The following is a 26,576-nucleotide window of genomic DNA, read 5'->3' on the forward strand; positions in this document are numbered from 1 at the left end:
CGGTCGGCCGCCCCTCGGAGTGTGACCGTCCACCCTGTGGGACGACGGGTCCTCGCGGAGCCCTCCCAGGGGCTAGCGTGGAGTGAACGCGCAGAGAGGACCCCTAATGATCGCGATCATCGGTGCAGGGAAGATGGGCGAGGCGCTGCTCGCGGGTCTGCTGGCCCGCGGTCACGCACCGGCGGACGTGCTCGTCACGGAGCCGCGCGAGGAGCACGCGGCCGAGCTGCGCGCCCGTCACGGGGTCGAGACGGTCCCGGCGGTGGACGCGGCCAAGCGCGCGGACACCCTGCTGCTCGCCCTCAAACCGCAGGACATGTCGGCCCTGCTGGAGGAGCTGTCCCCGCACGTGTCGGACGGGCACCTGGTCATCTCGGTGGCGGCGGGGCTGACCACCGCCGTGATGGAGAACCACCTGGCCCCGGGGGTCCCCGTCGTGCGCGCGATGCCCAACACCCCCGCGCTCATGGGGCGGGGCATGACGGCCGTCTCCGGTGGTTCCTACGCCGGGGCCGGGCACCTGGACCGGGCCGAGGAGCTGCTCGGCGCGGTCGGCGAGGTGCTCCGGGTGGGGGAGCGGCACATGGACACGGTGACCGCCATCTCCGGCAGCGGACCGGCCTACTTCTACTTCATCGCCGAGACCATGATCGAGGCCGGAGTGGCCATGGGGATGCCCAGGGCCACGGCCCAGCGCCTCGTGGGGCAGACGATCACCGGGGCGGCGGCGATGCTCGACGGGTCGGGCGAACACCCCGTGGTCCTGCGCGAGGCCGTCACGTCTCCGGGTGGCACCACCGCCGCCGCCCTGCGCGAGCTGGAACGACACGGGGTGCGGACGGCGTTCACGGACGCGATCGAGGCGGCACGGGACCGCAGCAGGGACCTCTCGGAGAGCTGAGCGGGAGGGAACGTGACGCGAATCACTACGTGAAATGCTGGCTCTTCTGGTCATGAGGTGTCGGACATTGCGTCCTACCGGACGAATAAAGTCGGGATAAGAGGGCGCGCCCCTCTGCGATTCCGATCGCGTACGTCTTCCCCTCACTGATTTCGGGGCCCCATGACCACTCCTCCACCCCCTTCGGATTCGTCCAACTTCCCGGGTCAGCCCGGGTCCGTCCCCCCGCCCCCGGTCCCCGGCGGCGGTCCCGGGGGCGGTAACCCCGCGGCCCGGAACCCGTCCGGCGGTCAGCCGCCACCCGGCGGCCAACCGCCCGGCGGACCACCCTCCGGGCCGCCCTCCGGGGGCCAGCGCCCCCTGGGCTCCGGCCCGGGAGGACCTCCCCCCGGCGGCCCGGCGGGCCCCGGAGCCCCCAGCGGCCCCCAGCCCCCCGCGGGCCCGGGCGGCCCCGGCGGACCGGTCGGGCCCCCGCCCGGTCAGTTCGGCGGGCCCCCGCCCGCCGGAGCGCCCTCCGGCGGCAACCCGCCCCTCGGTCCGCCCCCGGGAGGACCGCCGCCCGGCGGGATGCCCCCCGGCGCGATGCCGCCCGGCGGACAGTTCGGCGGACCTCCACCGCCCCCGCCGCCCCTGCCCCCGCTGGGCCTCTTCAAGTCCAAGGCGGGCCTGCGCGCCGCGCTGCTGAACCTGTCCGGTGTCGGCGCGGGCTACTTCTACCTGCGCAGCTGGGTGTTCTTCGGGATCAACCTGGCCGTCACCATCGGCCTGCTGGTCACGGCCGCCCTCATGGGCGCCGCCGACAACCTGCTGACCTGGGCGCCCAGCCTGCTGGTCTGGATTCTGGTCACCGTCGTGCACGGTCTCTTCGCCGGGCGCAAGCACGACCGGAGGCTCATGGCCCGGGGCGAAGAGCCCACGGCCGGGTCCAAGCCGGTCGTCCTGGCAGCCTGCCTCGTGGTGGTCATGGCACTGTCCCTGGTGGGTGTCTGGCAGACCGGTGAGTGGCGGCTCCGGGTCGCCGACGCCGCCCACGCCAAGGGCGACTGCGACACCGCGATCGACGTCTACGGCCAGGTCGAGGGCGGGTTCCAGCTGTCCATGTCGCCGTCCCTCATGAACAGGGCGCGCGAGGGCAGTGAGGCCTGCCAGATCCTGCGCCGTGCGCAGTCCGACGTGAACAACGAGGCCTACGACCAGGCTCTGGAGTCCTACACCGACTACTTCGCGCACGCGGGCTCCCAGTGGGAGGACACGGACGGCAGCATCGCGGAGATCCACTTCGACTACGCCACCCAGCTCGCCGCCGAAGCGGACGAGATGTACGGCGGGACCGTCACCGAGGAGGTCAGCGAGGCCTTCCGGCAGGCGCAGGAGACCTACGCCTTCGTCGCCGAGGACTTCGCGGACACTCCGTCCGCCTCCCAGGTGCCCGACGCCCTCGTCGAGTTGTACGACCTGGCCACCGGCGACTACGAGGCGGAGAACTGGTGCTCGGCCTTCGACCAGATCGGGATGTTCGACGACCTCTCGTGGGACTCCGCCCCGGCGGTCGCCGAACGTATCGAGGAGGAGCGCCCCGACGCCGCCCTCAACTGCGGCTGGGCACAGGTCGACTCCGGTGACCTCGACGACGCCGACGAGACCGTCGAGTACCTGGAGGCCAGCTACCCCGACTACGAGACCGACGACGTCGAGAAGCTCACCAGGCACATCGGCGCAGGCCGCGTCGAACAGAAGATGGACGTCAAGACCCTCTTCGGCGACTCCCCGATCTCGGACATGAGCCCCACCAGCACCGGGAACGGCGACAAGGTCGTCATCGAGTTCACCAACAACTCGCCGGAGGAGATGCACTTCCTGTACGTGGGCCCGGACGGGGTCCACGGCGAGGAGTTCACCGACGCCTGTGACGACTGCAAGATCTACACGTCGCCGCCCACCGGCAACTCGTGCTTCGACGACGGCGACGTCATGAAGATCGAGCTCGACCCGGGCGAGTACCGGCTCATGATCACCTCCACCGAGGGCGGACTGAGCAAGCCACTCCACGGCACCAAGAACCTGAAGGCCGGGGAGACGTACCAGTCCTGCTACTACAAGATGGAGAACGACTAGGAGCGCGCGGCGGCGGAACCGCCGTCATGGGCCCCGCGGCCCCGGAGGGGACTCACCCCTTCCGGGGCCGTTCACGTTCCCGGCGTCCGCTCGCGCTGCCACGGCCCGGAAGCCGAGGCCGCCCCGGGGTTCAGCCCGAGCCGGTCCTTGCGTACTGTGTGCTTCGGAGCACGCACACCTGAAACGGGGGTCACCACATGGGAGGGCGCACGTCCTGCTCGCTTCGGGTGGCATGGGACGAGGGACTCACCACCTACGACTTCGGGCCGCAGCACCCGATGGCGCCGATCCGGGTCGAGCTGACCATGGCGCTCAGCCGGGCGTTCGGGGTCTTCGACGGAGCCGGGGTGGACCTCCTGGACGTGGAGCCCGCCTCGGACGAGCTTCTCTCCCTGGTGCACGATCCCGCCTACGTCGAGGCGGTCAAACGGGCGGGCCGGACCCTGGAACCCGACGACACCCACATGCTCGGCACCACCGACAACCCCGTGTTCCCGCACATGCACGAGGCCTCCGCGCTGATCGCCGGGGCCTCGGTGGCCGCCGCCAAGGCCGTGTGGACCGGGCAGAGCGCGCACGCCGCCAACATCGCGGGCGGCCTCCACCACGCCATGCACGGCAACGCGTGGGGGTTCTGCGTCTACAACGACCCCGCCCTGGCCATCGCCTGGCTCCTTGAGCAGGGCGCCAAGCGCGTGGCCTACGTCGATGTGGACGTGCACCACGGCGACGGCGTCCAGAACGCGTTCTACGACGACCCCCGGGTTCTCACGATCAGCCTGCACGAGTCCCCCGCGACCCTGTTCCCCGGCACGGGGCACGCCTCTGAGGTCGGCGGACCCCACGCGGAGGGGTACGCGGTCAACGTCGCCCTGCCCGCGGGCACCGGCGACACCGGCTGGCACCGCGCCTTCGACGCCGTGGTCCCGCCGCTGCTGCACGAGTTCCAGCCCGAGATCCTGGTGACCCAGCAGGGGTGCGACACCCACGCCCTCGACCCCCTGGCCAACCTCACCCTCAGTGTGGACGGCCAGCGCCGGGCCTACGAGGAGCTGCACAAGCTGGCCCGCAAGACCGCGGGCGGCCGCTGGCTGCTCTTCGGCGGCGGCGGCTACGGCCTGGTCCACGTCGTACCCAGGGCCTGGACCCACCTGCTCGCCGAGGCGGCGGGATCGCCCATCGACCCGGACCTCGAGACACCGCAGGGGTGGCGCGACTTCGTGCGCCAGCGCACCGGCGAGCTGGCTCCGCTCTACATGACGGACGGCCGGGGGGTCTCCTTCGCCCCCTTCGAGCAGGGGTACGACCCGGGTGACCCGGTCGACCGGGCCATCCACGCCACCCGCACCGCCGTCTTCCCCAGCCACGGGATCGATCCCACCCTCTGAACCCCGGCCCCCGCCGACCCCGTCGCGTCCTCGGGTCACACCACGGTGAAATCTGCTCGATCGCCGCGTGGCTGGCGTTCAGCGGGTAGGAAGGGGATGAATACCGGGCGAACAGGAGCCGACGCCGTGGTGGTCGCGCGGCGTTTCACCGTCTCGCCGCGCAGACGAGGAAGGGGAACGCAGGTGACGCCGCCGACACGCGCCGAACTCATCACCTATCTGGTTCGCACGGGGATCGCGGGGCACGTCGACACCCCACGGCAGAACAACCTGCGCCACTACCGGAGACTCGTGCAGAAGGACCCGTACCACCAGTTCGGGTTGACCTTCTCGCACGACTGGACCTACTCCGAGGTCCTGGCCCTGATGAACAAGCGCTGCGGTGTGGTGGGCGACGAGGAGTACGTGTGGGGGATCGACACGATCGACCCCGACCTGACGATCGACGCCCTGGAGGCCCTCGCCGACCGCCTGGCCCTGGCGGCCGAACGCCAGGAGAACGTGCTGTTCGCGACCGGGCATCCGCGCAACCTCCGGGAGACCTACCAGGCGTGGAAGGACGCGCTGGTCGGACGCGGCTGCAAGGTCCTCTCGGCGGCGGGCGGCTACTCCTACGAGGTCACCACCGAACGTCCGCCCCACCGCCGGATCGTGGTCTGGCGGGACGACGTGGCGCTGGTGACGGACGGGCACCTGCCCCGGCACAGCCACCACCCCTTCGCGATGCGGGCGATCCTGACGGAGCTCGCGGACCGGGGTGAGCCTTGGCCGCAGTTGGTCATCGCCGACCACGGGTTCGCGGGTGCCGCGGGGGAGGCGGGGGTGCCGACGGTGGGCTTCGCCGACTGCAACGACCCCGCGCTGTTCCTCGCCGAACACGAGGGGAAACTCCTGGTCACCGTGCCCCTCGACGACGGATATCTGCCCGAGGACTACGCGCCGTTGCGCGACTACGTGTTGGCGAGAGCGGGTCTGCTTTGAGCGGGGTCGGCCATTTATACCCACCGTTAAACCTCAACTGCCCCCCGGTCAACGCGTGGCTCCGAAGAGGGCACGAACGACCTTCCGCAGAGGGGAACTCGGCTCTACTCTGAAAACGGACGTGTCAGTAGTGACAGCATGACACGCTGGCGTGTCGGTGGGACGGGCACGAACGTGCCGGATCTCCCGACCACCGTCGGACACGCCAGGGCTGAACGGTAGACAAGTGCTCACGTCCGGGAATGAGGGCGGCGGAAGATGAACGGGAGCAAACCACCTCTCGAAGAGGTCAGGTTCCTGACCGTGGCGGAGGTCGCCACGATCATGCGTGTGTCCAAGATGACCGTTTACCGAATGGTGCATTCGGGAGTTCTCCCCGCGATTCGCGTGGGGCGTTCCTACCGGGTCCCCGAACGGGCCGTGCACGACTACCTCCGCGAGGCTTTCGTGGAGGCTGGTTGACAGGCCGGACCGGACCCGGGTGCGGGGCCCTGTGGCCCGGCGCCCGATCCGCAGACCGCTCAGGGGCGATGTTTCCCCAGCATCGCCCCTGACGTGTGTCCTCACTCCGGTCGGGGCGGCTGAGCGGGCCCCAGGGCATCTACTACACTTTGTCGTTGTTGTAGTCCGCCCTGTTCACACCCGGTTCGCGAGGTCCCCTCGATGCCCAGTACCAGCACAGGTACGCGACGCCGTCGTGCCGTGCCGTCCCTGTCGGCCGTAGCGCTGTCGGCTGTTCTCGTCCTGTCCGGTTGTGCCGGGGGAACGGAGATCGAGGCGGGGGGTGAGGAGGACCGGTTCATCTCGGGTGACGGTAGCGCGACGGTGTTCGAGGCCGGTGACCGCGCGGCGGCGCCGGAGGTGTCGGGGACCACGTTCGAGGGCGACGAGCTGTCGTTGTCGGAGTTCGAGGGTCGCATCCTGGTGGTGAACGTCTGGGCGAGCTGGTGTGGCCCGTGTCGGGCGGAGCAGCCGGTGTTGGACGAGGTGCACGCCGAGTACGGGGATCTGGGCGTGGACTTCCTGGGTGTGAACATCAAGGACAACGAGACGGCGGCCGCGGCCTACACCGAGAACAAGGGTGTGGAGTATCCGAGCCTGTTCGACCAGCCGGGCGAGGTGCCGCAGGCCTTTCGGGAGACGGTGCCGCCGCGGGCGATCCCGAGCACGCTGGTGATCGATCCGGACGGGAACATCGCGGCTCGGGTGATCGGTCCCACGACGTACGGGCAGTTGACGGGGCTGTTGAATCCGTTGGTGGTGGAGTTCGGCCTGGGTGATCCCGAGGAGCGGGTGCGGATCTCGGAGCTGGAGGGGTACGGCGAGGGCGCCGACTCCTCCGAGGAGCCCGGGGAGCCCGAACCCTCCGACGACGACTCCGCGGCCGACACCGACCAGGGCGCCGAAGAGGCCGACGCGGACGGGGACGGCACCTGATGGACGCGATCGTCCCCACCGTCCTGAGCGGCTCCCTCCTCCTGGCCGCCCCACTGGCCCTCGCCGCCGGACTGGTCTCCTTCCTCTCCCCCTGCGTGCTCCCGCTGGTCCCCGGCTACCTGTCGTACGTGTCCGGCATGAGCGGTTCGCACGTGCGCGAACGCCGGGCCGGGGCTGCCGCGTCCGGAGGCGAGGGGGCCACCGCCACCATCGTCGACGTCGACGCCGAACTCGCGCGGCGCCGTTGGACGATGGTCACCGGCAGCGTCCTGTTCATCGCCGGGTTCAGCCTGGTGTTCGTCGCCGTGGGCGGGTTCATCGGGTGGCTCGGCGACATCCTCATGGACTACACCGACCCGATCACCCGTGTGCTCGGCGCGCTCACGATCGTGCTCGGCCTGGCCTTCATGGGCGTTCTCCCCGGGATGGGGCGCGAGTTCCGCTTCCACCACCTGCCCCGTGCCGGGCTCGCGGGCGCTCCGCTGCTGGGCGTCCTGTTCGGCCTCGGCTGGACCCCCTGCATCGGCCCGACCCTGGCCGCCGTGCAGACCCTGGCCTTCGTCGAGGGCGGGGCCGGCCGCGGCATGCTCCTGTCCCTGATCTACTGCGTCGGCCTCGGCCTGCCGTTCATCGTGGCGTCGCTGCTCTACCGCCGGGCGCTCAACGCGTTCGGCTGGCTCAAGCGCCACACCCGAACCGTCACCGTGGTGGGCGGTGTCATGCTCGTCCTGGTCGGCCTGGCGATGGTGACGGGTCTGTGGACCCAGATGACCATCGCCATGCAGGGCTGGGCCGCCAACTTCCAGACGGTGATCTGACGTGAGTACACGTACTTCCGAGACGTCCGAACGGCCCGACGGGGCCGGGCCCCCGGAGGGCGGGACGGACCAGCCCGCCCCGAAGGGGTTGGGTCTGTCCGGGTGGGGCCGGTGGGTGTGGCGCACGCTCACCTCGATGCGGACCGCGCTGATCCTGCTGTTCCTGCTGGCGGTGGGCGCGATCCCGGGGTCGATCCTGCCGCAGAACGTGGTGAGCGTCGACGAGGTCGCCACCTACATGCGGGAGAACCCCGAGCTGTCGGTGTGGCTCGACCGTCTCTACCTGTTCGACGTGTTCTCCTCGCCCTGGTACGCGGCGATCTACCTGTTGCTGTTCGTGTCCTTGGCCGGGTGCGTGATCCCCAGGGCGCTGGTGCACGCCCGTGCGGTGCGGGCGAGGCCGGTGGCCACCCCGCGTCACCTGGGACGGATGCCGTACGTGGCCCGGTTCGACACCGGCGCCTCCCCGGAGACCGCCCTGGAGCAGGCCCGGTCGGTGTTGAAGGGGTACCGGGTCGAGCGGTACGGGGACTCGGTCTCGGCCGAGACCGGTTACCTGCGCGAGGCGGGCAACGTGCTGTTCCACTTCGCGCTGCTGGCCCTGCTGTTGGCGTTGGCGGCGGGCTCGTTCTTCGGTTACCGGGGCAACATGCTGCTGGTCGAGGGTGACGGGTTCGCCAACACGCTGCCCTCCTACGACGCGATCTACCCGGGTCACTGGACCGACACCGACGCCTTCGAGCCCTTCACCATCTACCTCGACAGCTTCGACGCCACCTTCATCGACGAGGGCGACCTGCGGGGACAGGCGGAGTCCTACGTGGCGGAGCTGACCTACAGGGAGTCCCCGGAGTCGGAGGACCGGCAGCACACCCTGGAGGTCAACCACCCGCTGAGTGTGGACGGGGTGCAGGTGTACCTGTTGGGGCACGGGTACGCGCCGCGGTTCGAGGTGCGCAACTCCGAGGGCGACCTGGTCTTCGACCAGGCGGTGCCCTTCCTGCACCGCGAGACCATGACCTACACCTCCGACGGTGTGGTGAAGGTGCCCGACACCGGTGGTGAGGAGCTCGGTTTCGTCGGGGTCTTCCTGCCCACCGCGGCCGAGGACTCCGAGGGCGAACTGGTCTCCACGTTCCCCGGAGCGGAGAACCCGATGGTGACCCTGGAGGGGTACCGGGGCGATCTCGGCATGGTCGATCCGCAGTCGGTCTACCAGCTCCAGACCGCCGGGATGGAGTCCCTGGGCGAGTCGCCCGTCCTCGGGGTCGGCGACACCTGGGAACTGCCGGACGAGGCGGGGTCGATCACCTTCACCGGTTACCAGGAGTACGCCACGCTCCAGAGCAACCGGGACGGCGCCCGCCTCCCGGCACTGGGGGCGGCCACGGCCGCCGTGGCGGGGCTGCTGCTCACCCTGTTCGTGCGCCCCCGCCGGGTGTGGGTGCGCGCCACCAGGGGCGCGGACGGCACCACCCGGGTGGAGCTGGCCGGGCTCGGCAAGACCGAGGTCGCCGGAGACAACGCCGAGTTCCACGAGATCACCAAACGACTTGCCGGACGACTCAGGAGCGAGTCCGACGACAACCCCCACACGACATCCGACCCGTCAGAGTCGACGACAAGAGGGAGTGACCGGTGACGTACACACTCGCCGGACCGGTGGACGAGACGATGGCGTCGGCCAGTGACACGTTGATCATCGCGATGATCGTCACGTACGCTGCCGCGCTGTTCCTCTTCGCCATCGAGGCCGCCTACGGACGACGCATCAAGCTCAGGGCGGGACGCCTCATGCCCGTGGGAGCGGGCTCCGTCGAGGGCGCCGACGACGACATCGAGGTCAGCGTCCGCACGCACGAGGGCGAGGCCGCGGCCTCCCAGAGCGTGCTCGGCCGGATCGCCCTGGGCGTGACGGCGCTGGGCTTCGTGTTCGGCCTCGCCCAGATCATCACCCGGGGACTGGCGGCGGGACGCTGGCCGTGGGGCAACATGTTCGAGTTCGTCGTGGCGATGTGCCTGGTGGCCGTCGGCGCGCTGCTCTACGCCGCCTGGCGGTACCAGGCCCGCTTCCTCGGCGCGTTCGTGCTGGTCCCCGTCCTGCTCCTGCTCGGTATCGGGGTGCGGTGGCTGTACGTGGACCCGGGCCCGCTCATTCCCGCCCTCCAGTCCTACTGGGTGCCGATCCACGTCTCCGCGGTCATCATCGCGGGCGGCGCGTTCATGGTCTCCGGCGCGGCGGGCATCACCTACCTGGTGGCGCACCGGGCCGAGGCCAAGCGGGCCCTGGGGGAGAAGGTGGTCGGGATCGCCGGTCGCCTGCCCAGCCCGGAGCTGCTGGACCGGATCTCGCACCGGTTCATCCTCTTCGCGTTCCCGCTGTGGACGTTCGGCGTCATCGCCGGTTCGGTGTGGGCGGACGAGGCCTGGGGCCGGTTCTGGGGGTGGGACCCCAAGGAGGTGTGGTCGTTCATCTCCTGGGTGATCTACGCCGCCTACCTGCACGCCCGCGCCACCGGCGGCTGGCGCGGCCCCAAGGCGACCTGGATCAATGTGATCGGGTTCCTCACCGTCATGTTCAACTTCTTCGCCGTGAACTACATGTTCAGCGGGCTCCACTCCTACGCCTGATCCGGGCCGGAGCGAGACGAAGGCGGGGCCGTACCCGGACGGGTACGGCCCCGCCTTCGTGGTGACGAGGACGCGCGGTGCGCGGTGGTGCTGGGTGCCGGTCCCGCGGAGCCTCAGTCCTCCGGGTCGATCCGACGGTTCAGGTTCCTGAGGAACTCCGGGTCGTCGTCGGGTCCGAGGGGGTGCGGGCTGTCCGAGGGCCGGGCGAAGTCTGACGGGTCAAGGTCGTCCACGGACTTGACGGCCTGCGCCGGGGAGGCCGCGTTGCCCAGGACGGAGACGGGTTTGGGCGGTCGGCCGAGGAAGAGCCACAGGATCGATCCCACCGGTAGGAACAGCGCGATGACGACCAGCCACAGGACCTTCGGGAGGTTGCGGACCTCCTGGGCAGGGGTGGTCAGCGCGTCGAAGAACGCGTACACCCATAGAACGATCGACACGAGCGTGATCAGGCCACCGAGCCACACCATGGTTCCAGCCTACTCGCGCTGTCGACCCCTCCCGGTCGGGGACACCGTCCGGGTGCGGGGAGGACCGCGTGGGTCGTCGGGGGAGTGCCTCGAACGTCGCTCAGGTGGTGCTCTCGCTCGGTTCGCCGAGCAGGAGGGCGCGTACCTCGGACTCCCGGAAGCGGCGGTGGCCGCCGGGGGTCCGGATGCTGCTGATGCGCCCGGAGGCGGCCCAGCGAGTCACGGTCTTGGGATCAACCCGGAAGAGTGAGGCCACTTCCCCGGGGGTCAACAGGCGTTCGCTTGCTCGTTCCACCTTCACATTCCCCCAATCGTGCCCGCCTGGACTGAGGGGGCGGCGGGCGTTTGATCCCCTAGTGTGCACGAGTTGGTCCGTTTCCTCCCTAGTTTTCGGAGAAATTGCGGCGTTCGGGGGAGAAGCAGGGGATATGTGATCGGAACGTGATGTTCCGACCCGGCTGTCGGGATTGGAAACATCCCATGACTATCTGAATCCAGCGCCGACCGCGTGCGGCCTGCGACGGGACACACCCCGCCCTGGTGCACGCCGGTGAAGACCCGCCCTTAACCTGGAGGCAGGGCTGCCTGATCCGGGACACCACCCCTTCGGCCTCGGTCGCATGACTCGGCCGTCCGCGTGTGTGATCTGCGCGGATGGGTGCGATGCCCAATGTAGCGAAGGCAAACGTCTGTTGTGAGGCTTTTTGATGCGTAGCTGGCTGACCTATACCGCCGCCCGCGTGGCGCTGTTCGCGGGCGCCTTCGGTGTCGTCTACCTCTTCGGCGCCCGTTCCTGGATCGCCCTGGTTCTCGCGTGGGTGATCAGCGGCTTCGCGTCCTACGTCCTCCTGTCCAAGTGGCGCGACCAGATGTCGGCCTCGGTCGACGCGTGGTCGCGCAGGCGCCGGGAGCAGGACAAGGCCGTGGGGGACCGCCTGGAGGGCGGAGCCGCCCGTGAGGACGAGATCCAGGACGAGATCCTGCGCGCCCAGGAAGCGGAGAAGACCCAGAAGTGACGGACGGGGCGGACCTCCGAGTTCTCGGAGACCACCCCGCGCGTTCGTCCCGGCCGTTCCTCAGGCGACCGGGAACATGCCCAGCCTGGCGTGGTACTCGTCGGCCAGGCGCTCGGTGTCGCTGCCGACGTACAGACCGTCGGTGGTCGCGTGCAGCGCCTCCACGCCGTGGCCCCGGGAGCGGCCCGGGTTCCAGGGCAGTGCCCGGCCCGTGGCGGGGTCGACCGCTGCGATGCCCTCGCGCGCGACCGAGCCCGGCCCGGGGTTCAGGGCCCCCTGCTCGTTGTCCATCCACCTCTGGTGGCCGCCCACGTAGACGGCGGACGAGGTGACCTCGACCGAGTACAGGGAGTCGCCGCCCGTCAGGTTGGTCCAGGTCGGCTCGGCGTTCGCGGTGTCGGTGTTCTCGAACCGCGCGGTGGACTTGCACAGCCCCGGCTTCATCTTCGGGCCGCCCGCCGTCACCACCGCGAAGTAGGAGCCGTCCGGGGCGAAGTCCATCTGCCGCATGTAGGTGTGGATGGAGGCGTAGTCGCACTCCGCCTCGTAGGCCGCCGTCGACCACGCGGTGGGCGTGCCCGAGCCGGTGTCGATCATGGCGATCTGGTAGCGGTCCAGCCCGTCCACCTTGGTGAAGGTCCCGTTGATGGCGAGCCTGCGCCCGTCCGGGCTCAGGGCCAGCTCCTGCACGCGGAGCCTGCCCCGGCGCTGGTCGGAGATGGTGGGGGTGAAGCCCGCGTCCGCCTTCCCAGTCGACGCGTCGATCCGGGCCAGCCCGGTGCGCTCCTCTCCGTTCACGGCGGTGAAGTTCCCGCCGAGGTAGACGCGGTTCCCGTCGCTGGCGATCCGGTAGACGCTGCCGTCGTCGACCGCGGCGCCGAACCCGGAGACGCTCCGGCCGGTGGCCAGGTCGACGCGCGCGACGCCTCGGCGGTCGGTTCCGTTGACCCTCGTGAACTGGCCTCCGATGATGACTGACCCGCCCGGGCCCTCCGCGAGGGAGGTGACGGTGTCGTCCACCTGCGGGGCGAAGCCGGACAGGACCTCGCCGGTGCCGTGCCGGAAGGCGAACAGGTTGCTCCGGTTGTGGGTGCGGCCGCCGTCGGCGTCCGAGACGCGGCCGAACTCCCCGGCCACCACGACGGTGTCGCCGATCCGGAGGATGTCCTTGATCGCGCCGTCCAGCACGTGCGGGGTCCACTGGACGGGCTGTTCGCTGACCACGCCCTGGTGGGGCGCGGCGAGGGCGGGCGCGGCGGTCGCGACCCCCAGGGGGAACAAGAGCAGGGTGCTCATCGTCAGGGCGACGAAGGAACGGGCCGGTTTCACGGGACTCCTCGGGCGCGCGTTAGGCGGTTTCGGCACCCTCATCATTGCACGTAGTAGAGGTTTAATTACTCGGAGTGACTGAATGTCCGCTTGTCCCGCGTCGTCCCCGGCTCCCGCCGCACCCGGTCCGCTCCGCTCGCCGGACCCCCTTAGTCTGGTGCCATGACCCGCGCGAAGCTCGACAAGAAGCCCCAGGACGTCGCCGCGATGTTCGACGGCATCGCTGAGAACTACGACCTCGTCAACGACGTCATCTCGCTCGGCCAGGACCGCGTCTGGCGACGCGCGGTGGTCGACGCGGTGGACGCCCACAGCGGCGAGCTGGTGCTGGACCTGGCCGCGGGTACCGGAACCTCCTCGGAGTCCTTCATCAAGAAGGGCGCCCGCGTGGTCGCCTGCGACTTCTCGCTGGGCATGCTCCAGAACGGGGCCCGGCGCCGTGGCGGCGCCTCGCGCGGCGGGGTCACCTTCGTGGCCGGGGACGCGCTCTCGCTGCCCTTCGCCGACGAGACCTTCGACGCGGTGACGATCTCCTTCGGGCTGCGCAACGTCGCCGACGTCGACCAGGCGCTGCGGGAGCTGCACCGGGTGACCAGGGTCGGCGGGCGGCTGGTCATCTGCGAGTTCAGCCACATCCCGGTGGAGTTCGTGGACCGGCTGTACTCGACGTACCTGATGGCGGCGCTGCCGAAGATCGCCGGGGCGTTCTCGGGCCGCAGCGAGGCCTACGACTACCTGTCCGAGTCGATCATGGCCTGGCCCGACCAGGCGGAGCTGTCCGCCTACCTCCAGGGCGCGGGGTGGTCGAGGGTCGCGTGGCGCAACCTCACGCTGGGCACCGTGGCCCTGCACCGCGGTTTCCGAGAGAAGTAAAAACAGACATAGCGCCCATAGGGTCGAAGTCTTCTCGTATAACACAAAAAGTCCGCACAACCCCAAGGAATGATCTGTTCCTTGGGGTTGTGTCGTGTCTCGAGGGGCCCTTGTTGGGAAGCGAGTATTGCTAGCTGCACTTTTGACGGCTTGTGACTGCTTTGGTGGGTGTGTGGAGTCTTGTGGGCCCAATATCCGATTTCCCGAAGAATGCCCCCCGGGGGTCGCCTCCTGGCTCCGGAGGGTCTAGACTGCGGAAAAGTGGCTTGTGAAGTGCTTCACAAGGCCACGAGGCTAAAGACACAAGTCCCATGTCAGACATGTCGGAAGTCCCAAGCATCCCCACAGCACCCCCCGTGAGCGGGTCGGACCCGCACTGACCCGCCACGGTGTACCGCGCGAGTAGTCGAGGACACATCCGTGAGCGAGACAGCCACCTCCACTCCGAGAGGCCGGGAGCGGATCGAGTACGACGCCGACGTCATCGTCGTCGGCGCTGGCCCTTCTGGCTCCACCACCGCCTACTACCTGGCCCAGGCCGGGCTCGACGTCCTCCTCCTGGAGAAGACCGCCTTCCCCCGGGAGAAGGTCTGCGGCGACGGCCTGACCCCGAGGGCGGTGAAACAGCTCACCGCCATGGGGATCACCTTCGAGGACGAGGGGTGGATCAGGAACCACGGGCTCCGCATCGTCGGCGCCGGCGTGCGCCTCGAACTGCCCTGGCCCGACCTGGCCGCCTACCCCGGTTTCGGTCTCGTGCGCACCCGCTTCGACTTCGACCAGATCCTGGTCAACCGGGCCGTGGCGGCCGGAGCCAAGCTCCTGGAGCGCACCAACGTCACCGGCCCGCTCATGGACGAGCGCAGCAACCGCATCATCGGAGTGCACGCGAAGAACGCCGACCGCGAACCCGTGACCTTCCGGGCGCCGCTGGTCGTGGCCGCCGACGGCAACTCCTCCCGCCTCTCCGTCGCCATGGGCGTCCGCAAGCGCGACGACCGCCCGCTGGGTGTGGCCGTGCGCACCTACTTCGAGAGCCCCCGCCACGAGGACGACTACCTGGAGTCCTGGCTGGAGCTGTGGGACCGCAGCGGCGACAAGGACGTCCTCCTGCCCGGCTACGGCTGGGTCTTCGGCGTCGGCGACGGCACCAGCAACGTCGGCCTCGGCATCCTCAACTCCACCTCCGCCTTCCAGGACGTGGACTACCGCAAGCTCCTGCGCCGGTGGACCGAGTCGATGCCCGAGGAGTGGGGCTTCACCGAGGAGAACCAGAAGGGCAAGATCCTCGGCGCGGCGCTGCCCATGGGCTTCAACCGGGTCCCCCACTACGCGCGCGGGCTGATGCTCGTCGGCGACGCGGGCGGCATGGTCAACCCCTTCAACGGGGAGGGCATCGCCTACGCGATGGAGGCCGGGCAGATCGCCGCCGACGTGATCGTGCAGGCGCACGGACGCCCCACCCAGCAGACGCGCGAGCGCGCGTTGCTGCGGTACCCGGAGGTCCTCGCCGACACCTACGGCGGCTACTACACGCTGGGCCGTTACTTCGTGAAGGTCATCGGCCAGCCCGAGTTCATGAAGTACGCGACCAAGTACGGGCTGCGTCAGCGCACGCTCATGAAGTTCGTACTGAAGATGCTCGCCAACCTCACCGAGCCCAGCAAGGGCGACGCCATGGACCGGGTCATCAACGGCCTGTCCAAGATGGCGCCCGCCGCCTAGCGGTCGACGGCGCGCACGCACGTACGGCCGGACCGCGGTGGTCCGTGGTCCGGCCCCACCACACGACATGTCGGGAAGAGCCGAGAGAAGCACGTGAAAACGTTCACAAGTCAGCCGGTCGCGCGCTCCGACCAGCCATTCAGCGGAGGAGGGTGAGCCGTGGAGCTGTACACACCGATATTCGTGCTCGGTGGGATCGGCGCCGCTTTCGTCGTCCTGTCGATGGTCGCCGGTGCGGTCATGGGACCCAAGCGGTACAACCGGGCCAAGATGCAGGCGTACGAGTGCGGAATCGAGCCCACTCCGCAGCCCGCGGGCGGTGGCCGCTTCACCGTCAAGTACTACATGACGGCGATGATGTTCATCGTCTTCGACATCGAGATCATCTTCCTCATCCCGTGGGCTGTGCACTTCGACGCCCTCGGCTGGTTCGGCGTCATCGCGATCATCCTCTTCCTGGTGAACGTCTCCATCGCCTACGCCTACGAATGGCGCCGCGGAGGCCTCGAATGGGACTGATCCCGAGCCCCCGCACCCCCGACCAGACCCAGCCGCCCACCCCGGAGGAGGTCCTCAGCTGATGGGTATCGAAGAGAAACTGCCGGCCGGAGTCGCGCTCACCACCGTCGAACAGGTCGTCGGCCTGGCCCGCAAGTCGTCGATGTGGCCCGCCACGTTCGGTCTGGCCTGCTGCGCCATCGAGATGATGGCCGTCGGCGGCCCCCACTACGACCTCGCCCGGTTCGGCATGGAGAAGTTCGGCGCCACCCCGCGCCAGGCCGACCTCATGGTCGTGGCCGGGCGGGTCAGCCAGAAGATGGCACCGGTCCTGCGCCAGATCTACGACCAGATGCCCGAACCCAAGTGGGTCATCGCCATGGGCGTCTGCGCCTCCAGCGGCGGCATGTTCAACAACTACGCGATCGTCCAGGGCGTGGACCACATCGTCCCGGTCGACATCTACCTGCCGGGCTGCCCGCCCAGGCCGGAGATGTTCCTGGACGCCGTGCTCAAGCTCCACGACAAGGTGCAGAACACCAAGCTCGGCGCCCACCGGGAGCAGGAGATCACCGAGACCGAGGAGCGCATGCTCCGCCGATCGCTCCCCCTGGTGACCAAGGACTGACATGAGCAACGAGAACGAGCGCGACGAGGCGGCGGAGAACCTTCCCGACCAGCTCGGACGCGAGCGCTTGGCCGCACCGGTCAGGCGCACCGGCATGTTCGGCGCCACCACCACGGGTGACACCTCCGGGTTCGGCGGCCTCCAGGTGCGGGGGAGCGCTCCCGTCCGGAGCCAGCGCCCCTTCACCGACCCCGACGACCCCCGCACCGCCGACTTCGACCGGGTCGCCGACGACCTGGAGGCGGCGCTCACGGCGGTCGGCCGGGAGTCCGACGTCGAGCGGGTCGAGGTCGGCCGGGGCGAGATCACCTTCCACGTGCGCCGCGAGGCGCTGCTGGATCTGGTCCGGCTCCTGCGCGACGACCCCGCGCTGCGCTACGAGCTGTGCACGGGTGTGGTCGGGGTCCACTACCCGGAGGACATCGGGCGCGAGCTGCACGCGGTCTACCACTTCAGGTCGATCACGCACAACAGCGAGATCCGGGTCGAGACCACCTGCCCCGACGCCGACCCGCACATCCCGTCGATCGTGTCGGCCTACCCGACCAACGACTGGCACGAGCGCGAGGCCTGGGACTTCTTCGGGATCGTCTTCGACGGCCACCCGGCGCTGACCCGCATCCAGATGCCCGACGACTGGCACGGCCACCCCCAGCGCAAGGACTACCCGCTGGGCGGGGTCCCGGTCGAGTACCGGGGTGCCACGGTGCCCCCGCCGGACGAGCGGCGGTCCTACACGTGATCCGCGCGGCCACCACACCAGCCACACGAAGGCCCCTCCGGAAGGGAGGCACGGCATGACCGTCACCGAGGACTACATCGACGCCTCCGGTGGGGACTGGGACGACGTCATCGAGAAGGCCCAGGGCACCAGCGCCGAGCGCCTGGTCGTCAACATGGGTCCGCAGCACCCGTCCACGCACGGCGTGCTCCGTCTGATCCTCACCCTCGACGGCGAGACCTGTACCGAGGCCCGCGTGGGCATCGGCTACCTGCACACCGGTATCGAGAAGAACATGGAGTACCGGACGTGGACGCAGGGCACCACGTTCGTGACCCGCATGGACTACCTCACGCCGCTCTTCAACGAGACGGCGTACTGCCTGGCGGTCGAGAAGCTGCTCGACATCACCGACCGGGTCCCCGAGCGCGCCAGCGTCATCCGCGTGATGCTCATGGAGCTCAACCGGATGGCCTCGCACTTCGTGGCCATGGCGACGTTCGGCATGGAGCTGGGCGCCACCACGGTCATGACCAACGGCTTCCGTGAGCGCGAGATGATCCTGGACATCTTCGAGCTCGTCACGGGCCTGAGGATGAACCACGCCTACGTCCGGCCCGGCGGGGTGGCGCAGGACCTGCCGCCCGGTGCCGTGGGCAAGGTGCGCGAGCTGCTCAAGGAGATGCCCAAGCGCATCCAGACCATGCGCAAGCTCCTCGACGAGAACCCCGTCTACCTGGCCCGCACCAGGGACGTCGCGTACCTGAACCTGCCCGGCTGCATGGCGCTCGGCGTCACCGGTCCGCTCGTGCGCGCCTCGGGCCTGGCCTGGGACCTGCGCAAGGCCAAGCCGTACTGCGGCTACGAGGACTACGAGTTCGACGTCCCGGTCTCCGACGGCGGCGACGTGTACGCCCGCTACCGGGTGCGCATCGCCGAGATGGAGGAGAGCCTCAAGATCGTCGAGCAGTGCCTGGACAAGCTCCAGCCCGGCCCGGTGATGATCGAGGACGCCAAGATCGGCTGGCCCGCCAAGCTGGCGCTGGGCCCCGACGGCATGGGCAACTCCCCGGACCACATCGCGCACATCATGAGCGGCTCGATGGAGGCGCTCATCCACCACTTCAAGCTGGTCACCGAGGGCTTCCGGGTCCCCTCCGGCCAGGCCTACGCGGCTGTGGAGAGCGCCAAGGGCGAGCTCGGCTGCTACGCCGTCAGCGACGGGGGCACCCGCCCCCACCGCGTGCACTTCCGCGACCCGTCGTTCACCCACCTCCAGGCCGTCGCCGCCATGTGCGAGGGCGGGACGGTGGCGGACGTCATCGCGGCCGTGGCCAGTATCGACCCGGTGATGGGAGGCGTGGACCGGTGAGCGAGACCAACGAGAACACCCCCGTGGAGACCCCCGGGGTCTTCACCGACGAGGTCGTGGCGCGCCTGGAACAGGACGCCAAGGAGATCATCAGCCGCTACCCGAAGCCGCGTTCGGCGCTGCTCCCCCTGCTGCACCTGGTGCAGGCCGAGGAGGGGCACGTCAGCGCGGAGGGCATGCGGTTCTGCGCCGACCAGCTCGACATCACCCTGGCCGAGGTCAGGGCGGTCGCCACGTTCTACACCATGTACCGCCGCCAGCCCGGCGGCGACTACCAGGTGGGCGTGTGCACCAACACCCTGTGCGCGGTGATGGGCGGGGACGAGATCTTCTCCGCCCTCAAGGAGCACCTGGACCTGGCCAACGGGGAGACCACCGGAGACGGCAGGGTCACCCTGGAGCACGTCGAGTGCAACGCGGCCTGCGACTTCGCGCCGGTCGTGATGGTCAACTGGGAGTTCTTCGACAACCAGACCCCGGCCACCGCCAAGCAGCTGGTCGACGACCTGCGCCTCGGCAAGGACGTCGCCCCCACGCGCGGTCCCGCCAGCCTGTGCACCTGGAAGCAGGCCTCGCGCGTGCTGGCCGGGTTCGACGACGGCCGCGCGGGCGAGGGCGTCCAGGCGTCCGGACCCTCGCTGGCCGGTCTCCGCGTCGCCGACCGCCACGGCTGGACGGCGCCGGACCCGAACAACCTGCCCTCCCGCCCCGAACAGAGTGAGGAGGGCGCCAAGTGACCACCCTGACCCCGATCCTGTCCCGCGACTGGGACCGCCCCGACTCCTTCACCATCGACGGCTACCGGGCCACCGGCGGCTACGAGGCCCTGCGCAGGTCGCTCACCATGGAGCCCGACTCCATCGTGGACCTGGTCAAGCAGTCCGGCCTGCGCGGTCGCGGCGGGGCGGGCTTCCCCACGGGGATGAAGTGGGGGTTCCTGCCCAAGGACAACCCCAACCCGCGCTACCTCGTCGTCAACGCCGACGAGTCCGAGCCGGGGACCTGCAAGGACATCCCGCTCATGCTCGCCAACCCCCACGTGCTGGTGGAGGGGGTGGCGATCGCCTCGTACGCGATCAGGTCCCACCAGGCCTTCATCTACGTGCGCGGTGAGGTCCTCCACGTCATCCGCCGCCTGCGCCAGGCGGTGGCCGACGCCTACGCGGCGGGGCTGCTCGGCAAGAACATCCTCGGCAGCGGCTTCGACCTCGACGTCGTCGTGCACGCCGGGGCGGGCGCCTACATCTGCGGTGAGGAGACCGCCCTCCTGGACTCCCTGGAGGGCTACCGGGGCCAGCCCCGCCTCAAGCCGCCCTTCCCCGCCGTGGCCGGGCTCTACGCCTCGCCCACCGTGGTGAACAACGTCGAGTCCATCGCCAGCGTCCCCGGGATCGTCGCCAACGGCGCCGAGTGGTTCACGTCCATGGGTACCGAGAAGTCCGCCGGGTTCGGCTTCTTCTCCCTGTCCGGGCACGTCACCAACCCCGGCCAGTACGAGGCGCCGCTCGGGATCACCCTGCGCGAGCTCCTGGACATGGCGGGCGGCATCCGCGAGGGGCACCGGCTCAAGTTCTGGACCCCGGGCGGCTCCTCCACACCGATCTTCACCGACGAACACCTGGACACCCCGCTCGACTTCGAGTCGGTGGGCGCCGCCGGGTCCATGCTCGGCACCCGCGCCCTCCAGATCTTCGACGAGACCACCTGCGTGGTCCGCGCCGTCGGCCGCTGGATCGCCTTCTACGCCCACGAGTCCTGCGGCAAGTGCACGCCCTGCCGCGAGGGCAACTTCTGGATGGTCCAGGTCCTGGACCGCCTGGAGCGGGGCGAGGGCACCGAGGCCGACATCGACAAGCTCCTCCAGATCTGCGACAACCTGCTCGGCCGCTCCTTCTGCGCGCTGGGCGACGGTGCCACCAGCCCCGTCATGTCGTCGATCAAGCACTTCCGCCAGGAGTACGTCGACCACTTCGAGAAGGGCGGCTGCCCCTTCGACCACTCCAGGTCCACCCTCTGGGCGGACCGGCCGACCACGGAAGAGGGAGGGAACCGGTGACCGTCACCTCCAACACCTCGGGCGGATCCTCGCCCGCCCCGCCCCCGGAGGACCTGATCACCGTCACCATCGACGGCTTCCAGATCAGCGTCCCCAAGGGCACCCTGCTGATCCGGGCCGCCGAGCTGCTCGGCATCCAGATCCCCCGGTTCTGCGACCACCCGCTGCTCGACCCGGTGGGGGCCTGCCGCCAGTGCCTGGTGGAGATCCCCGACATGGGCAACGGGCGCGGGATGCCCAAGCCGCAGGCGTCGTGCACCATCACCGTCATGGAGGGGATGGTGGTCAACACCCACCTCACCTCCGAGGTGGCGGAGCGGGCCCAGCGCGGGATCATGGAGTTCCTCCTGATCAACCACCCGCTGGACTGCCCGGTCTGTGACAAGGGCGGCGAGTGCCCCCTGCAGAACCAGGCCATGTCCACGGGGCAGGGGGAGACCGAGTTCGTCGACGTCAAGCGGACCTTCCCCAAGCCGATCGCGCTCTCCACCGGAGTGCTGCTGGACCGTGAGCGCTGCATCCAGTGCGCCCGCTGCACCCGCTTCGCGGCGCAGATCGCGGGAGACCCGCTGATCGAGCTGATGGAGCGCGGCGCACAGGAGCAGGTCGGCATCGCCGAGGGGGAGGCGTTCGACTCCTACTTCTCCGGCAACACCGTGCAGATCTGCCCCGTGGGCGCGCTCACCGGGTCGGCCTACCGGTTCCGGTCCCGCCCCTTCGACCTGGTCTCCACCCCCAGCGTGTGCGAGCACTGCGCGGGCGGCTGCGCGCAGCGCACCGACCACCGGCGGGGCAAGGTCACCCGCCGACTGGCCGGGGACGACCCGCAGGTCAACGAGGAGTGGAACTGCGACAAGGGGCGGTGGGCGTTCACCTACGCCACCCGGTCCGACCGCCTGTCCCGCCCCCTGGTCCGCGACGAGGACTCCGGCGCGCTGGAGTTCGCGTCCTGGCCGGAGGCGATCAGCCTCGCCGCCCAGGGGCTGGGCGCGGCGCGCGGCAACGTGGGCGTCCTGGTCGGCGGCCGCCTCACCTACGAGGACGCCTACGCCTACGCCAAGTTCGCCCGCGTGGCCCTGGCCACCAACGACGTGGACGCCCGCGCCCGCGAGCACTCCGAGGAGGAGGCCGCGTTCCTCGCCGCCCACGTGGCGGGGACCCCGGTGGGCGTGGACTTCACCGCCCTGGAGAAGGCGCCCGCCGTCCTGCTGGCCGGGTTCGAGCCCGAGGACGAGTCGCCGTCCGTGTTCCTGCGCCTGCGCAAGGGCGCCCGCAAGCGGGGACTGAAGGTCTACTCGATCGCCTCGCACGCCAGCCTCGGCCTCACCAAGACGTCGGGAACCCTGGTCCGGACCGTTCCGGGCGACGAGGCGCGCGTCCTCAACGCCCTGGACGCCGACCACCCCGACGTGGTCGAGGCGATCGGCCACGAGGGCTCCGTGATCCTGGTCGGCGAGCGGCTCGCCGCCGTCCCGGGAGCCCTCACCGCGGCCGCCGCCCTGGCCGAACGCACCGGGGCCCGGCTGGCCTGGGTGCCGCGCCGCGCCGGTGAGCGCGGAGCGGTCGACGCCGGGGCGCTGCCGGGCCTGCTGCCCGGGGGCCGTCCGGTCGCCGACGCCTCGGCCCGCGCCGAGGTGGCCCGCGTCTGGAACGTCGGTTCGCTGCCGGACGCCCCCGGACGCGACACGGACGCGATCATCGCGGCCGCCGCCTCCGGCGAGTTGGACGCCCTGGTCATCGCCGGGGTCGAGCTGGACGACCTGCCCGACCCGGACGCCGCCCGCGCGGCCCTGGCCCGGGTGCCGTTCGTCGTCAGCCTCGAACTGCGCGCCAGCGACGTCACCGACCGCGCCGACGTGGTGCTGCCGGTGGCCGCCGTGGCGGAGAAGTCCGGCACCTTCGTCAACTGGGAGGGCCGCCACCGGCCCTTCGGCGACGCGCTCAAGGTGCCCGGCGCCCTCTCCGACCTGCGGGTGCTGTCCGCGATCGCCAACGAGATGGACGTCCACCTGGGGCTGCCCGACGCCACCAGCGCCTACGACGAGCTCCTGGAACTGGGCGTGTGGGTGGGGGACCGGCCAGCCGGACCCTCGGTCCGTCCGGCCGCGCTCCCCGAGCCCGCCGCGGGCCAGGCCCTGCTCTCCACGTGGCGCCAGCTCCTGGGCACCGGCCGGATGGAGGACGGCGAGCCCTACCTCGCCGGTACCGCCCGCCCGCCGCGCGCCTACCTGTCCAAGGCCACGGCCGACGAGGTCGGCGTCCCCGACGGCGGCGCCCTCCGCGTCACGGGGGAGCGGGGCTCGGTCACCGTCCCCGTGGTCGTCACCGACATCGCCGACCGGGTCGTCTGGCTCCCGGCCAACGCCCACGGCTGCGACATCCGCCGTGACCTGGGCGGCACCGCCGGGCAGACGGTCATCCTGGCCGCGCCCACCACCAACGGGAGGCAGCAGTGACCCCCGCCGCTCTCGATCCGCGCGCGGCCGTCCTGGCCTCGGAGAGCACCCTGAACGCCTTCGGGAACGACCCGTGGTGGATCACCACCATCAAGGCGCTCGCGATCTTCGTCTTCCTGATGATCTGCGTGCTCATGATGATCATGGCCGACCGCAAGGTCATGGGCCGGATGCAGCAGCGCCACGGACCCAACCGGATGGGGCCCTTCGGCCTCCTCCAGTCCCTGTTCGACGGCATCAAGCTCTCCCTCAAGGAGGACCTGATCCCGCGCGGGGTGGACCGGTTCGTCTACATCGCGGCGCCGATGATCGCGGCGGTGCCCGCGTTCCTCGCGTTCTCGGTCATCCCGATCGGGCCCGAGGTGAACATGTTCGGGGTGCTCACCCCGCTCCAGCTCACCGACCTGCCGATCGCCGCCCTGCTGGTCCTGGCCACAGCCGCGCTCGGCGTCTACGGGTTCGTGCTCGGCGGCTGGGCCTCCCAGTCGCCGTACGCCCTGCTCGGCGGCCTGCGCGCCTCCGCACAGGTGATCAGCTACGAGATCGCGATGGGCCTGTCCTTCGTCGCGGTCTTCATCATGGCGGGCACGCTCACCACCTCCGGCATTGTCGCGGCCCAGGAGAACCTGTGGTTCGCGGTGCTGCTCCTGCCCTCCTTCCTCATCTACATCGTCACGATGATCGGCGAGACCAACCGTCTCCCGTTCGACCTGGCGGAGGGTGAGGGCGAGATCGTCGGCGGCTTCATGACCGAGTACGGGTCGATGAAGTTCACGATGTTCTTCCTCGCGGAGTACGTGAACATGTGCACCGTCGCGGCCGTGTCCGTGACGCTCTTCCTCGGCGGCTGGTACGCCCCGCCCGGGGTCACCGCGGTCCTGCCCGGCGCCAACGAGGGCTGGTGGCCCGCCCTGTGGTGGCTGCTCAAGTTCGTCGCCGTCATGTTCCTGTTCATCTGGGCCCGGGGCAGCCTCCCGCGCGTCCGGTACGACCAGCTCATGAAGCTCGGCTGGAAGGTCCTCATCCCGATCCAGCTCGTGTGGATCACCGGCGTGGCCGTCGTCCGCATGCTCGTCCTCGACGAGGCCCACCCGCTGGTGATCGCCGGTGTGGTCGCGGGCTTCTCCGCCGCCACGATCGCGGCCATCGCCGCCTGGGTCCGCTTCGTGCGCCGCGAGCGCGCGGAGGAGGCCCGCCAGCGCGCCGAGAACGCGCGCCGCGCACACAAGGAACCCTCCTTCGGCGGGTTCCCGGTGCCTCCGAGCACCGCCGCCCACTACGGCAGCAGCGTGCTCGCCGAACCGTCGCGGACGGCCCCGGCCGCCACCGCCGAACGCAACCAGAAGAAGGGGGAGGTTACCGGTGCTTGAGTGGCTCAACCCCGTCAAGGGTTTCGGTGTCACCTTCCACACGATGTTCAAGAAGGTGCCCACCGTCGAGTACCCGGAGGTCAAGCGCCCCACGGCGCCGCGCTTCCACGGTCGGCACCAGCTGAACCGGTGGGCCGACGGCCTGGAGAAGTGCATCGGGTGCGAACTGTGCGCCTGGGCCTGCCCGGCCGACGCCATCTACGTGGAGGCCGGAGACAACACCGAGGACGACCGGTACTCGCCCGGTGAGCGGTACGGGCGCGTCTACCAGATCAACTACCTGCGGTGCATCCTGTGCGGTCTGTGCGTGGAGGCGTGCCCGACCCGGGCCCTCACCATGACCAACGAGTACGAGCTGGCCGACGACAGCAGGCAGAGCCTGATCTGGACGAAGGAGCAGTTGCTGGCCCCGCTGCGCGAGGGCATGGAGCAGCCGCCCCACCCGATGCGTCTCGGCGACAGCGACCTCGACTACTACGCCACCGGGCGCGGTGAGCACGGGACCCAGGACCGGCCGGAGAACACGGGGGCGGTCCGTTGAACCCGCTCACCCCCGCCTCCCCCGCACAGCACCTCGCCGCGGCGCCGATCGGCTCCGGGGAGGCCACGGTCTTCTGGGTCCTCGGCACGATCGTCGTGCTCGGCGCCCTGGGAGTGGTCTTCTCCCGCAAGGCCGTGCACTCGGCCATGTCCATGGCGCTCGCCATGGTCGGCCTGGCGATCTTCTACGGCATCAACGAGGCGCCGTTCCTCATGGTCGTCCAGATCGTGGTCTACACCGGCGCCGTCCTGATGCTGTTCCTGTTCGTCCTGATGCTCGTGGGCGTCAGCTCCGCCGACTCCCTCGTGGAGACCCTGCGCGGCCAGCGGCTCATGACCGCGATCGTCGCGATCTGCTTCGTCGGCGCCCTCACCACCGGGATCACCCGGATCGTCGTGGGCGACCCGGCCGGGATCGCGGCCGCCGCCACCCCGGTCGGCGGCACGATCCCGTGGATCGCCAGCGAACTCCTGCTGCGCTACGTGGTGGCCTTCGAGGCCACCGCCGCGCTGCTCGTCACCTCGGTGCTCGGCGCCATGGTGCTCGCGCACACCGCCCGGACGGGTCGGCGCCGCACCCAGCGGGAGATCTCCGAGGACCGCATCCGCGGCGACCACCCCACCCCGCTGCCCGGGCCCGGTACCTACGCCCGGCACAACGCGATCGACATGCCCGCGCTGCTGCCCGACGGCACCGTCTCGAAGCTCTCGCTCAACCCGGTGCTGGTCGCCCGCGACCCCGAGTACCAGTCGGGCGTCCCGGTGGACGTCCGGGCCGGGCGGTCCGCGCTGCCCGGTGGCGCGTCGGACCCGGCCGCCGTCAAGGAGGCCGGGCCCGCCGACGACCCGCGGGAGCGCCCCGCCGACGACGGTGCGGACGCCCCGGCCGCCGACGGCGGAGAGAACGGCAACGGCAACGGCAATGGACAGGAGGTCGAGTCCTCGTGGACCCGATGAACTACATCGTCCTCGCGGCGCTTCTGTTCACCATCGGCGCGGTCGGCGTCCTCGTCCGACGCAACGCGATCATCGTCTTCATGTGCGTGGAGCTCATGCTCAACGCCTGCAACCTGGCGTTCGTCGCGTTCGCCCGGATGCACGGGGACATCGAGGGGCAGGTCGTCGCCTTCTTCGTGATGGTCGTGGCCGCCGCCGAGGTGGTCGTGGGCCTCGCGATCATCATGCAGATCTTCCGAACCCGCAGGTCCGCGTCGCTCGATGACGCGAACCTGCTCAAGCACTAGAAGGCGA

The 26,576-nt window shown here is 70.1% G+C and carries 26 protein-coding genes; 23 read left to right on the top strand and 3 right to left on the bottom strand.

Annotation, left to right across the window (positions count from 1 at the left end):
• The first annotated feature begins 82 nt into the window (after positions 1–82).
• From proC to ccsB, 9 genes are all read left to right on the top strand, one after another.
• Positions 83–901 (top strand): pyrroline-5-carboxylate reductase, encoded by an 819-nt coding sequence (gene proC, locus ABZ635_RS13320; protein ID WP_357763629.1) that lies wholly within the window; start codon positions 83–85, stop codon positions 899–901.
• Between the two features lie 567 nt (positions 902–1,468).
• A complete protein-coding gene (locus ABZ635_RS13325) occupies positions 1,469–3,016 on the top strand; it encodes a DUF1109 domain-containing protein (RefSeq protein ID WP_357763632.1) in 1,548 nt (515 codons plus the stop codon).
• 227 nt (positions 3,017–3,243) lie between these two features.
• On the top strand, positions 3,244–4,404 hold the full coding sequence (locus tag ABZ635_RS13330; protein WP_357763635.1) for an acetoin utilization protein AcuC: 1,161 nt from the start codon (positions 3,244–3,246) through the stop codon (positions 4,402–4,404).
• A gap of 183 nt (positions 4,405–4,587) precedes the next feature.
• Positions 4,588–5,385 (top strand): phosphatase, encoded by a 798-nt coding sequence (locus ABZ635_RS13335; RefSeq protein WP_357763638.1) that lies wholly within the window; start codon positions 4,588–4,590, stop codon positions 5,383–5,385.
• Positions 5,386–5,643: 258 nt separating this feature from the next.
• On the top strand, positions 5,644–5,847 hold the full coding sequence (locus tag ABZ635_RS13340) for a helix-turn-helix domain-containing protein (protein ID WP_013155995.1): 204 nt from the start codon (positions 5,644–5,646) through the stop codon (positions 5,845–5,847).
• A gap of 201 nt (positions 5,848–6,048) precedes the next feature.
• Entirely contained in the window at positions 6,049–6,822 is a 774-nt protein-coding gene (locus tag ABZ635_RS13345) for a TlpA disulfide reductase family protein (RefSeq protein WP_357763641.1), read from the top strand.
• Positions 6,822–7,640 (top strand): cytochrome c biogenesis protein CcdA, encoded by an 819-nt coding sequence (locus tag ABZ635_RS13350; RefSeq protein WP_357763643.1) that lies wholly within the window; start codon positions 6,822–6,824, stop codon positions 7,638–7,640. The genes ABZ635_RS13345 and ABZ635_RS13350 overlap by 1 nt, the downstream gene beginning before the upstream one ends.
• Before the next feature lie 136 nt (positions 7,641–7,776).
• Positions 7,777–9,282 (top strand): cytochrome c biogenesis protein ResB, encoded by a 1,506-nt coding sequence (locus tag ABZ635_RS13355; protein WP_357763737.1) that lies wholly within the window; start codon positions 7,777–7,779, stop codon positions 9,280–9,282.
• Positions 9,279–10,271 (top strand): c-type cytochrome biogenesis protein CcsB, encoded by a 993-nt coding sequence (ccsB, locus tag ABZ635_RS13360; RefSeq protein ID WP_357763646.1) that lies wholly within the window; start codon positions 9,279–9,281, stop codon positions 10,269–10,271. Before ABZ635_RS13355 ends, ccsB begins: the two co-directional genes overlap by 4 nt.
• 113 nt (positions 10,272–10,384) lie before the next feature.
• Here ccsB and ABZ635_RS13365 read toward each other — a convergent pair whose 3' ends face one another.
• Both ABZ635_RS13365 and ABZ635_RS13370 read right to left on the bottom strand, forming a co-directional pair.
• The gene (locus tag ABZ635_RS13365; protein WP_357763648.1) at positions 10,385–10,741 is read right to left on the bottom strand and encodes a PLD nuclease N-terminal domain-containing protein; all 357 of its coding nucleotides are present in this window, start codon (positions 10,739–10,741) and stop codon (positions 10,385–10,387) included.
• Between the two features lie 100 nt (positions 10,742–10,841).
• The gene (locus ABZ635_RS13370) at positions 10,842–11,042 is read right to left on the bottom strand and encodes a BldC family transcriptional regulator (RefSeq protein ID WP_026116196.1); all 201 of its coding nucleotides are present in this window, start codon (positions 11,040–11,042) and stop codon (positions 10,842–10,844) included.
• Positions 11,043–11,448: 406 nt separating this feature from the next.
• Between ABZ635_RS13370 and ABZ635_RS13375 the strand changes: the two genes are divergently transcribed.
• Positions 11,449–11,757 (top strand): DUF4229 domain-containing protein, encoded by a 309-nt coding sequence (locus tag ABZ635_RS13375; RefSeq protein ID WP_357763652.1) that lies wholly within the window; start codon positions 11,449–11,451, stop codon positions 11,755–11,757.
• Positions 11,758–11,817: 60 nt separating this feature from the next.
• On the opposite strand, the gene ABZ635_RS13380 is transcribed toward ABZ635_RS13375, so the two are convergent.
• Positions 11,818–13,086, bottom strand: coding sequence for a hypothetical protein (locus ABZ635_RS13380; protein WP_357763654.1), 1,269 nt, complete (start codon positions 13,084–13,086; stop codon positions 11,818–11,820).
• A 162-nt stretch (positions 13,087–13,248) separates the two neighbouring features.
• Between ABZ635_RS13380 and ABZ635_RS13385 the strand changes: the two genes are divergently transcribed.
• From ABZ635_RS13385 to nuoK, 13 genes are all read left to right on the top strand, one after another.
• Entirely contained in the window at positions 13,249–13,959 is a 711-nt protein-coding gene (locus ABZ635_RS13385) for a demethylmenaquinone methyltransferase (RefSeq protein WP_357763657.1), read from the top strand.
• Positions 13,960–14,379: 420 nt separating this feature from the next.
• The gene (locus ABZ635_RS13390) at positions 14,380–15,684 is read left to right on the top strand and encodes a geranylgeranyl reductase family protein (RefSeq protein WP_357763660.1); all 1,305 of its coding nucleotides are present in this window, start codon (positions 14,380–14,382) and stop codon (positions 15,682–15,684) included.
• 159 nt (positions 15,685–15,843) lie between these two features.
• The gene (locus ABZ635_RS13395) at positions 15,844–16,203 is read left to right on the top strand and encodes an NADH-quinone oxidoreductase subunit A (RefSeq protein ID WP_017543079.1); all 360 of its coding nucleotides are present in this window, start codon (positions 15,844–15,846) and stop codon (positions 16,201–16,203) included.
• A gap of 61 nt (positions 16,204–16,264) precedes the next feature.
• Entirely contained in the window at positions 16,265–16,810 is a 546-nt protein-coding gene (locus ABZ635_RS13400) for an NADH-quinone oxidoreductase subunit B family protein (protein ID WP_357763664.1), read from the top strand.
• 1 nt (position 16,811) lies between these two features.
• Positions 16,812–17,552: an NADH-quinone oxidoreductase subunit C gene (locus ABZ635_RS13405; protein WP_357763666.1), complete on the top strand. Its 741-nt coding sequence runs from the start codon at positions 16,812–16,814 to the stop codon at positions 17,550–17,552.
• A gap of 55 nt (positions 17,553–17,607) precedes the next feature.
• Positions 17,608–18,903, top strand: a complete 1,296-nt coding sequence (locus ABZ635_RS13410) for an NADH-quinone oxidoreductase subunit D (RefSeq protein WP_357763670.1) — start codon at positions 17,608–17,610, stop codon at positions 18,901–18,903.
• Positions 18,900–19,640: an NADH-quinone oxidoreductase subunit NuoE gene (gene nuoE, locus ABZ635_RS13415; protein WP_357763673.1), complete on the top strand. Its 741-nt coding sequence runs from the start codon at positions 18,900–18,902 to the stop codon at positions 19,638–19,640. Before ABZ635_RS13410 ends, nuoE begins: the two co-directional genes overlap by 4 nt.
• The gene (gene nuoF / locus ABZ635_RS13420; protein WP_357763675.1) at positions 19,637–20,959 is read left to right on the top strand and encodes an NADH-quinone oxidoreductase subunit NuoF; all 1,323 of its coding nucleotides are present in this window, start codon (positions 19,637–19,639) and stop codon (positions 20,957–20,959) included. The genes nuoE and nuoF overlap by 4 nt, the downstream gene beginning before the upstream one ends.
• A complete protein-coding gene (locus ABZ635_RS13425; protein ID WP_357763678.1) occupies positions 20,956–23,415 on the top strand; it encodes an NADH-quinone oxidoreductase subunit G in 2,460 nt (819 codons plus the stop codon). Before nuoF ends, ABZ635_RS13425 begins: the two co-directional genes overlap by 4 nt.
• Positions 23,412–24,785: an NADH-quinone oxidoreductase subunit NuoH gene (nuoH, locus tag ABZ635_RS13430; RefSeq protein WP_357763680.1), complete on the top strand. Its 1,374-nt coding sequence runs from the start codon at positions 23,412–23,414 to the stop codon at positions 24,783–24,785. The genes ABZ635_RS13425 and nuoH overlap by 4 nt, the downstream gene beginning before the upstream one ends.
• Positions 24,778–25,326, top strand: a complete 549-nt coding sequence (gene nuoI, locus ABZ635_RS13435; RefSeq protein ID WP_357763683.1) for an NADH-quinone oxidoreductase subunit NuoI — start codon at positions 24,778–24,780, stop codon at positions 25,324–25,326. Before nuoH ends, nuoI begins: the two co-directional genes overlap by 8 nt.
• Positions 25,323–26,282: an NADH-quinone oxidoreductase subunit J gene (locus ABZ635_RS13440; protein WP_357763686.1), complete on the top strand. Its 960-nt coding sequence runs from the start codon at positions 25,323–25,325 to the stop codon at positions 26,280–26,282. The genes nuoI and ABZ635_RS13440 overlap by 4 nt, the downstream gene beginning before the upstream one ends.
• Positions 26,270–26,569, top strand: a complete 300-nt coding sequence (gene nuoK, locus ABZ635_RS13445) for an NADH-quinone oxidoreductase subunit NuoK (protein WP_017543069.1) — start codon at positions 26,270–26,272, stop codon at positions 26,567–26,569. Before ABZ635_RS13440 ends, nuoK begins: the two co-directional genes overlap by 13 nt.
• The last annotated feature ends 7 nt before the right edge of the window (positions 26,570–26,576 follow it).

The organism is Nocardiopsis sp. NPDC007018 (assembly GCF_040635075.1).
Taxonomy (GTDB): Bacteria; Actinomycetota; Actinomycetes; order Streptosporangiales; family Streptosporangiaceae; genus Nocardiopsis.

Coding starts and splice junctions, on each gene's coding strand:
- ABZ635_RS13400 (WP_357763664.1), top strand. CDS start 16,265: ATGGGTATCGAAGAGAAACTGCCGGCCGGAGTCGCGCTCACCACCGTC.
- ABZ635_RS13345 (WP_357763641.1), top strand. CDS start 6,049: ATGCCCAGTACCAGCACAGGTACGCGACGCCGTCGTGCCGTGCCGTCC.
- ABZ635_RS13365 (WP_357763648.1), bottom strand. CDS start 10,741: ATGGTGTGGCTCGGTGGCCTGATCACGCTCGTGTCGATCGTTCTATGG.
- ABZ635_RS13405 (WP_357763666.1), top strand. CDS start 16,812: ATGAGCAACGAGAACGAGCGCGACGAGGCGGCGGAGAACCTTCCCGAC.
- ABZ635_RS13410 (WP_357763670.1), top strand. CDS start 17,608: ATGACCGTCACCGAGGACTACATCGACGCCTCCGGTGGGGACTGGGAC.
- ABZ635_RS13340 (WP_013155995.1), top strand. CDS start 5,644: ATGAACGGGAGCAAACCACCTCTCGAAGAGGTCAGGTTCCTGACCGTG.
- ABZ635_RS13325 (WP_357763632.1), top strand. CDS start 1,469: ATGCCCCCCGGCGCGATGCCGCCCGGCGGACAGTTCGGCGGACCTCCA.
- ABZ635_RS13355 (WP_357763737.1), top strand. CDS start 7,777: ATGCGGACCGCGCTGATCCTGCTGTTCCTGCTGGCGGTGGGCGCGATC.
- ABZ635_RS13375 (WP_357763652.1), top strand. CDS start 11,449: ATGCGTAGCTGGCTGACCTATACCGCCGCCCGCGTGGCGCTGTTCGCG.
- ABZ635_RS13350 (WP_357763643.1), top strand. CDS start 6,822: ATGGACGCGATCGTCCCCACCGTCCTGAGCGGCTCCCTCCTCCTGGCC.
- ABZ635_RS13385 (WP_357763657.1), top strand. CDS start 13,249: ATGACCCGCGCGAAGCTCGACAAGAAGCCCCAGGACGTCGCCGCGATG.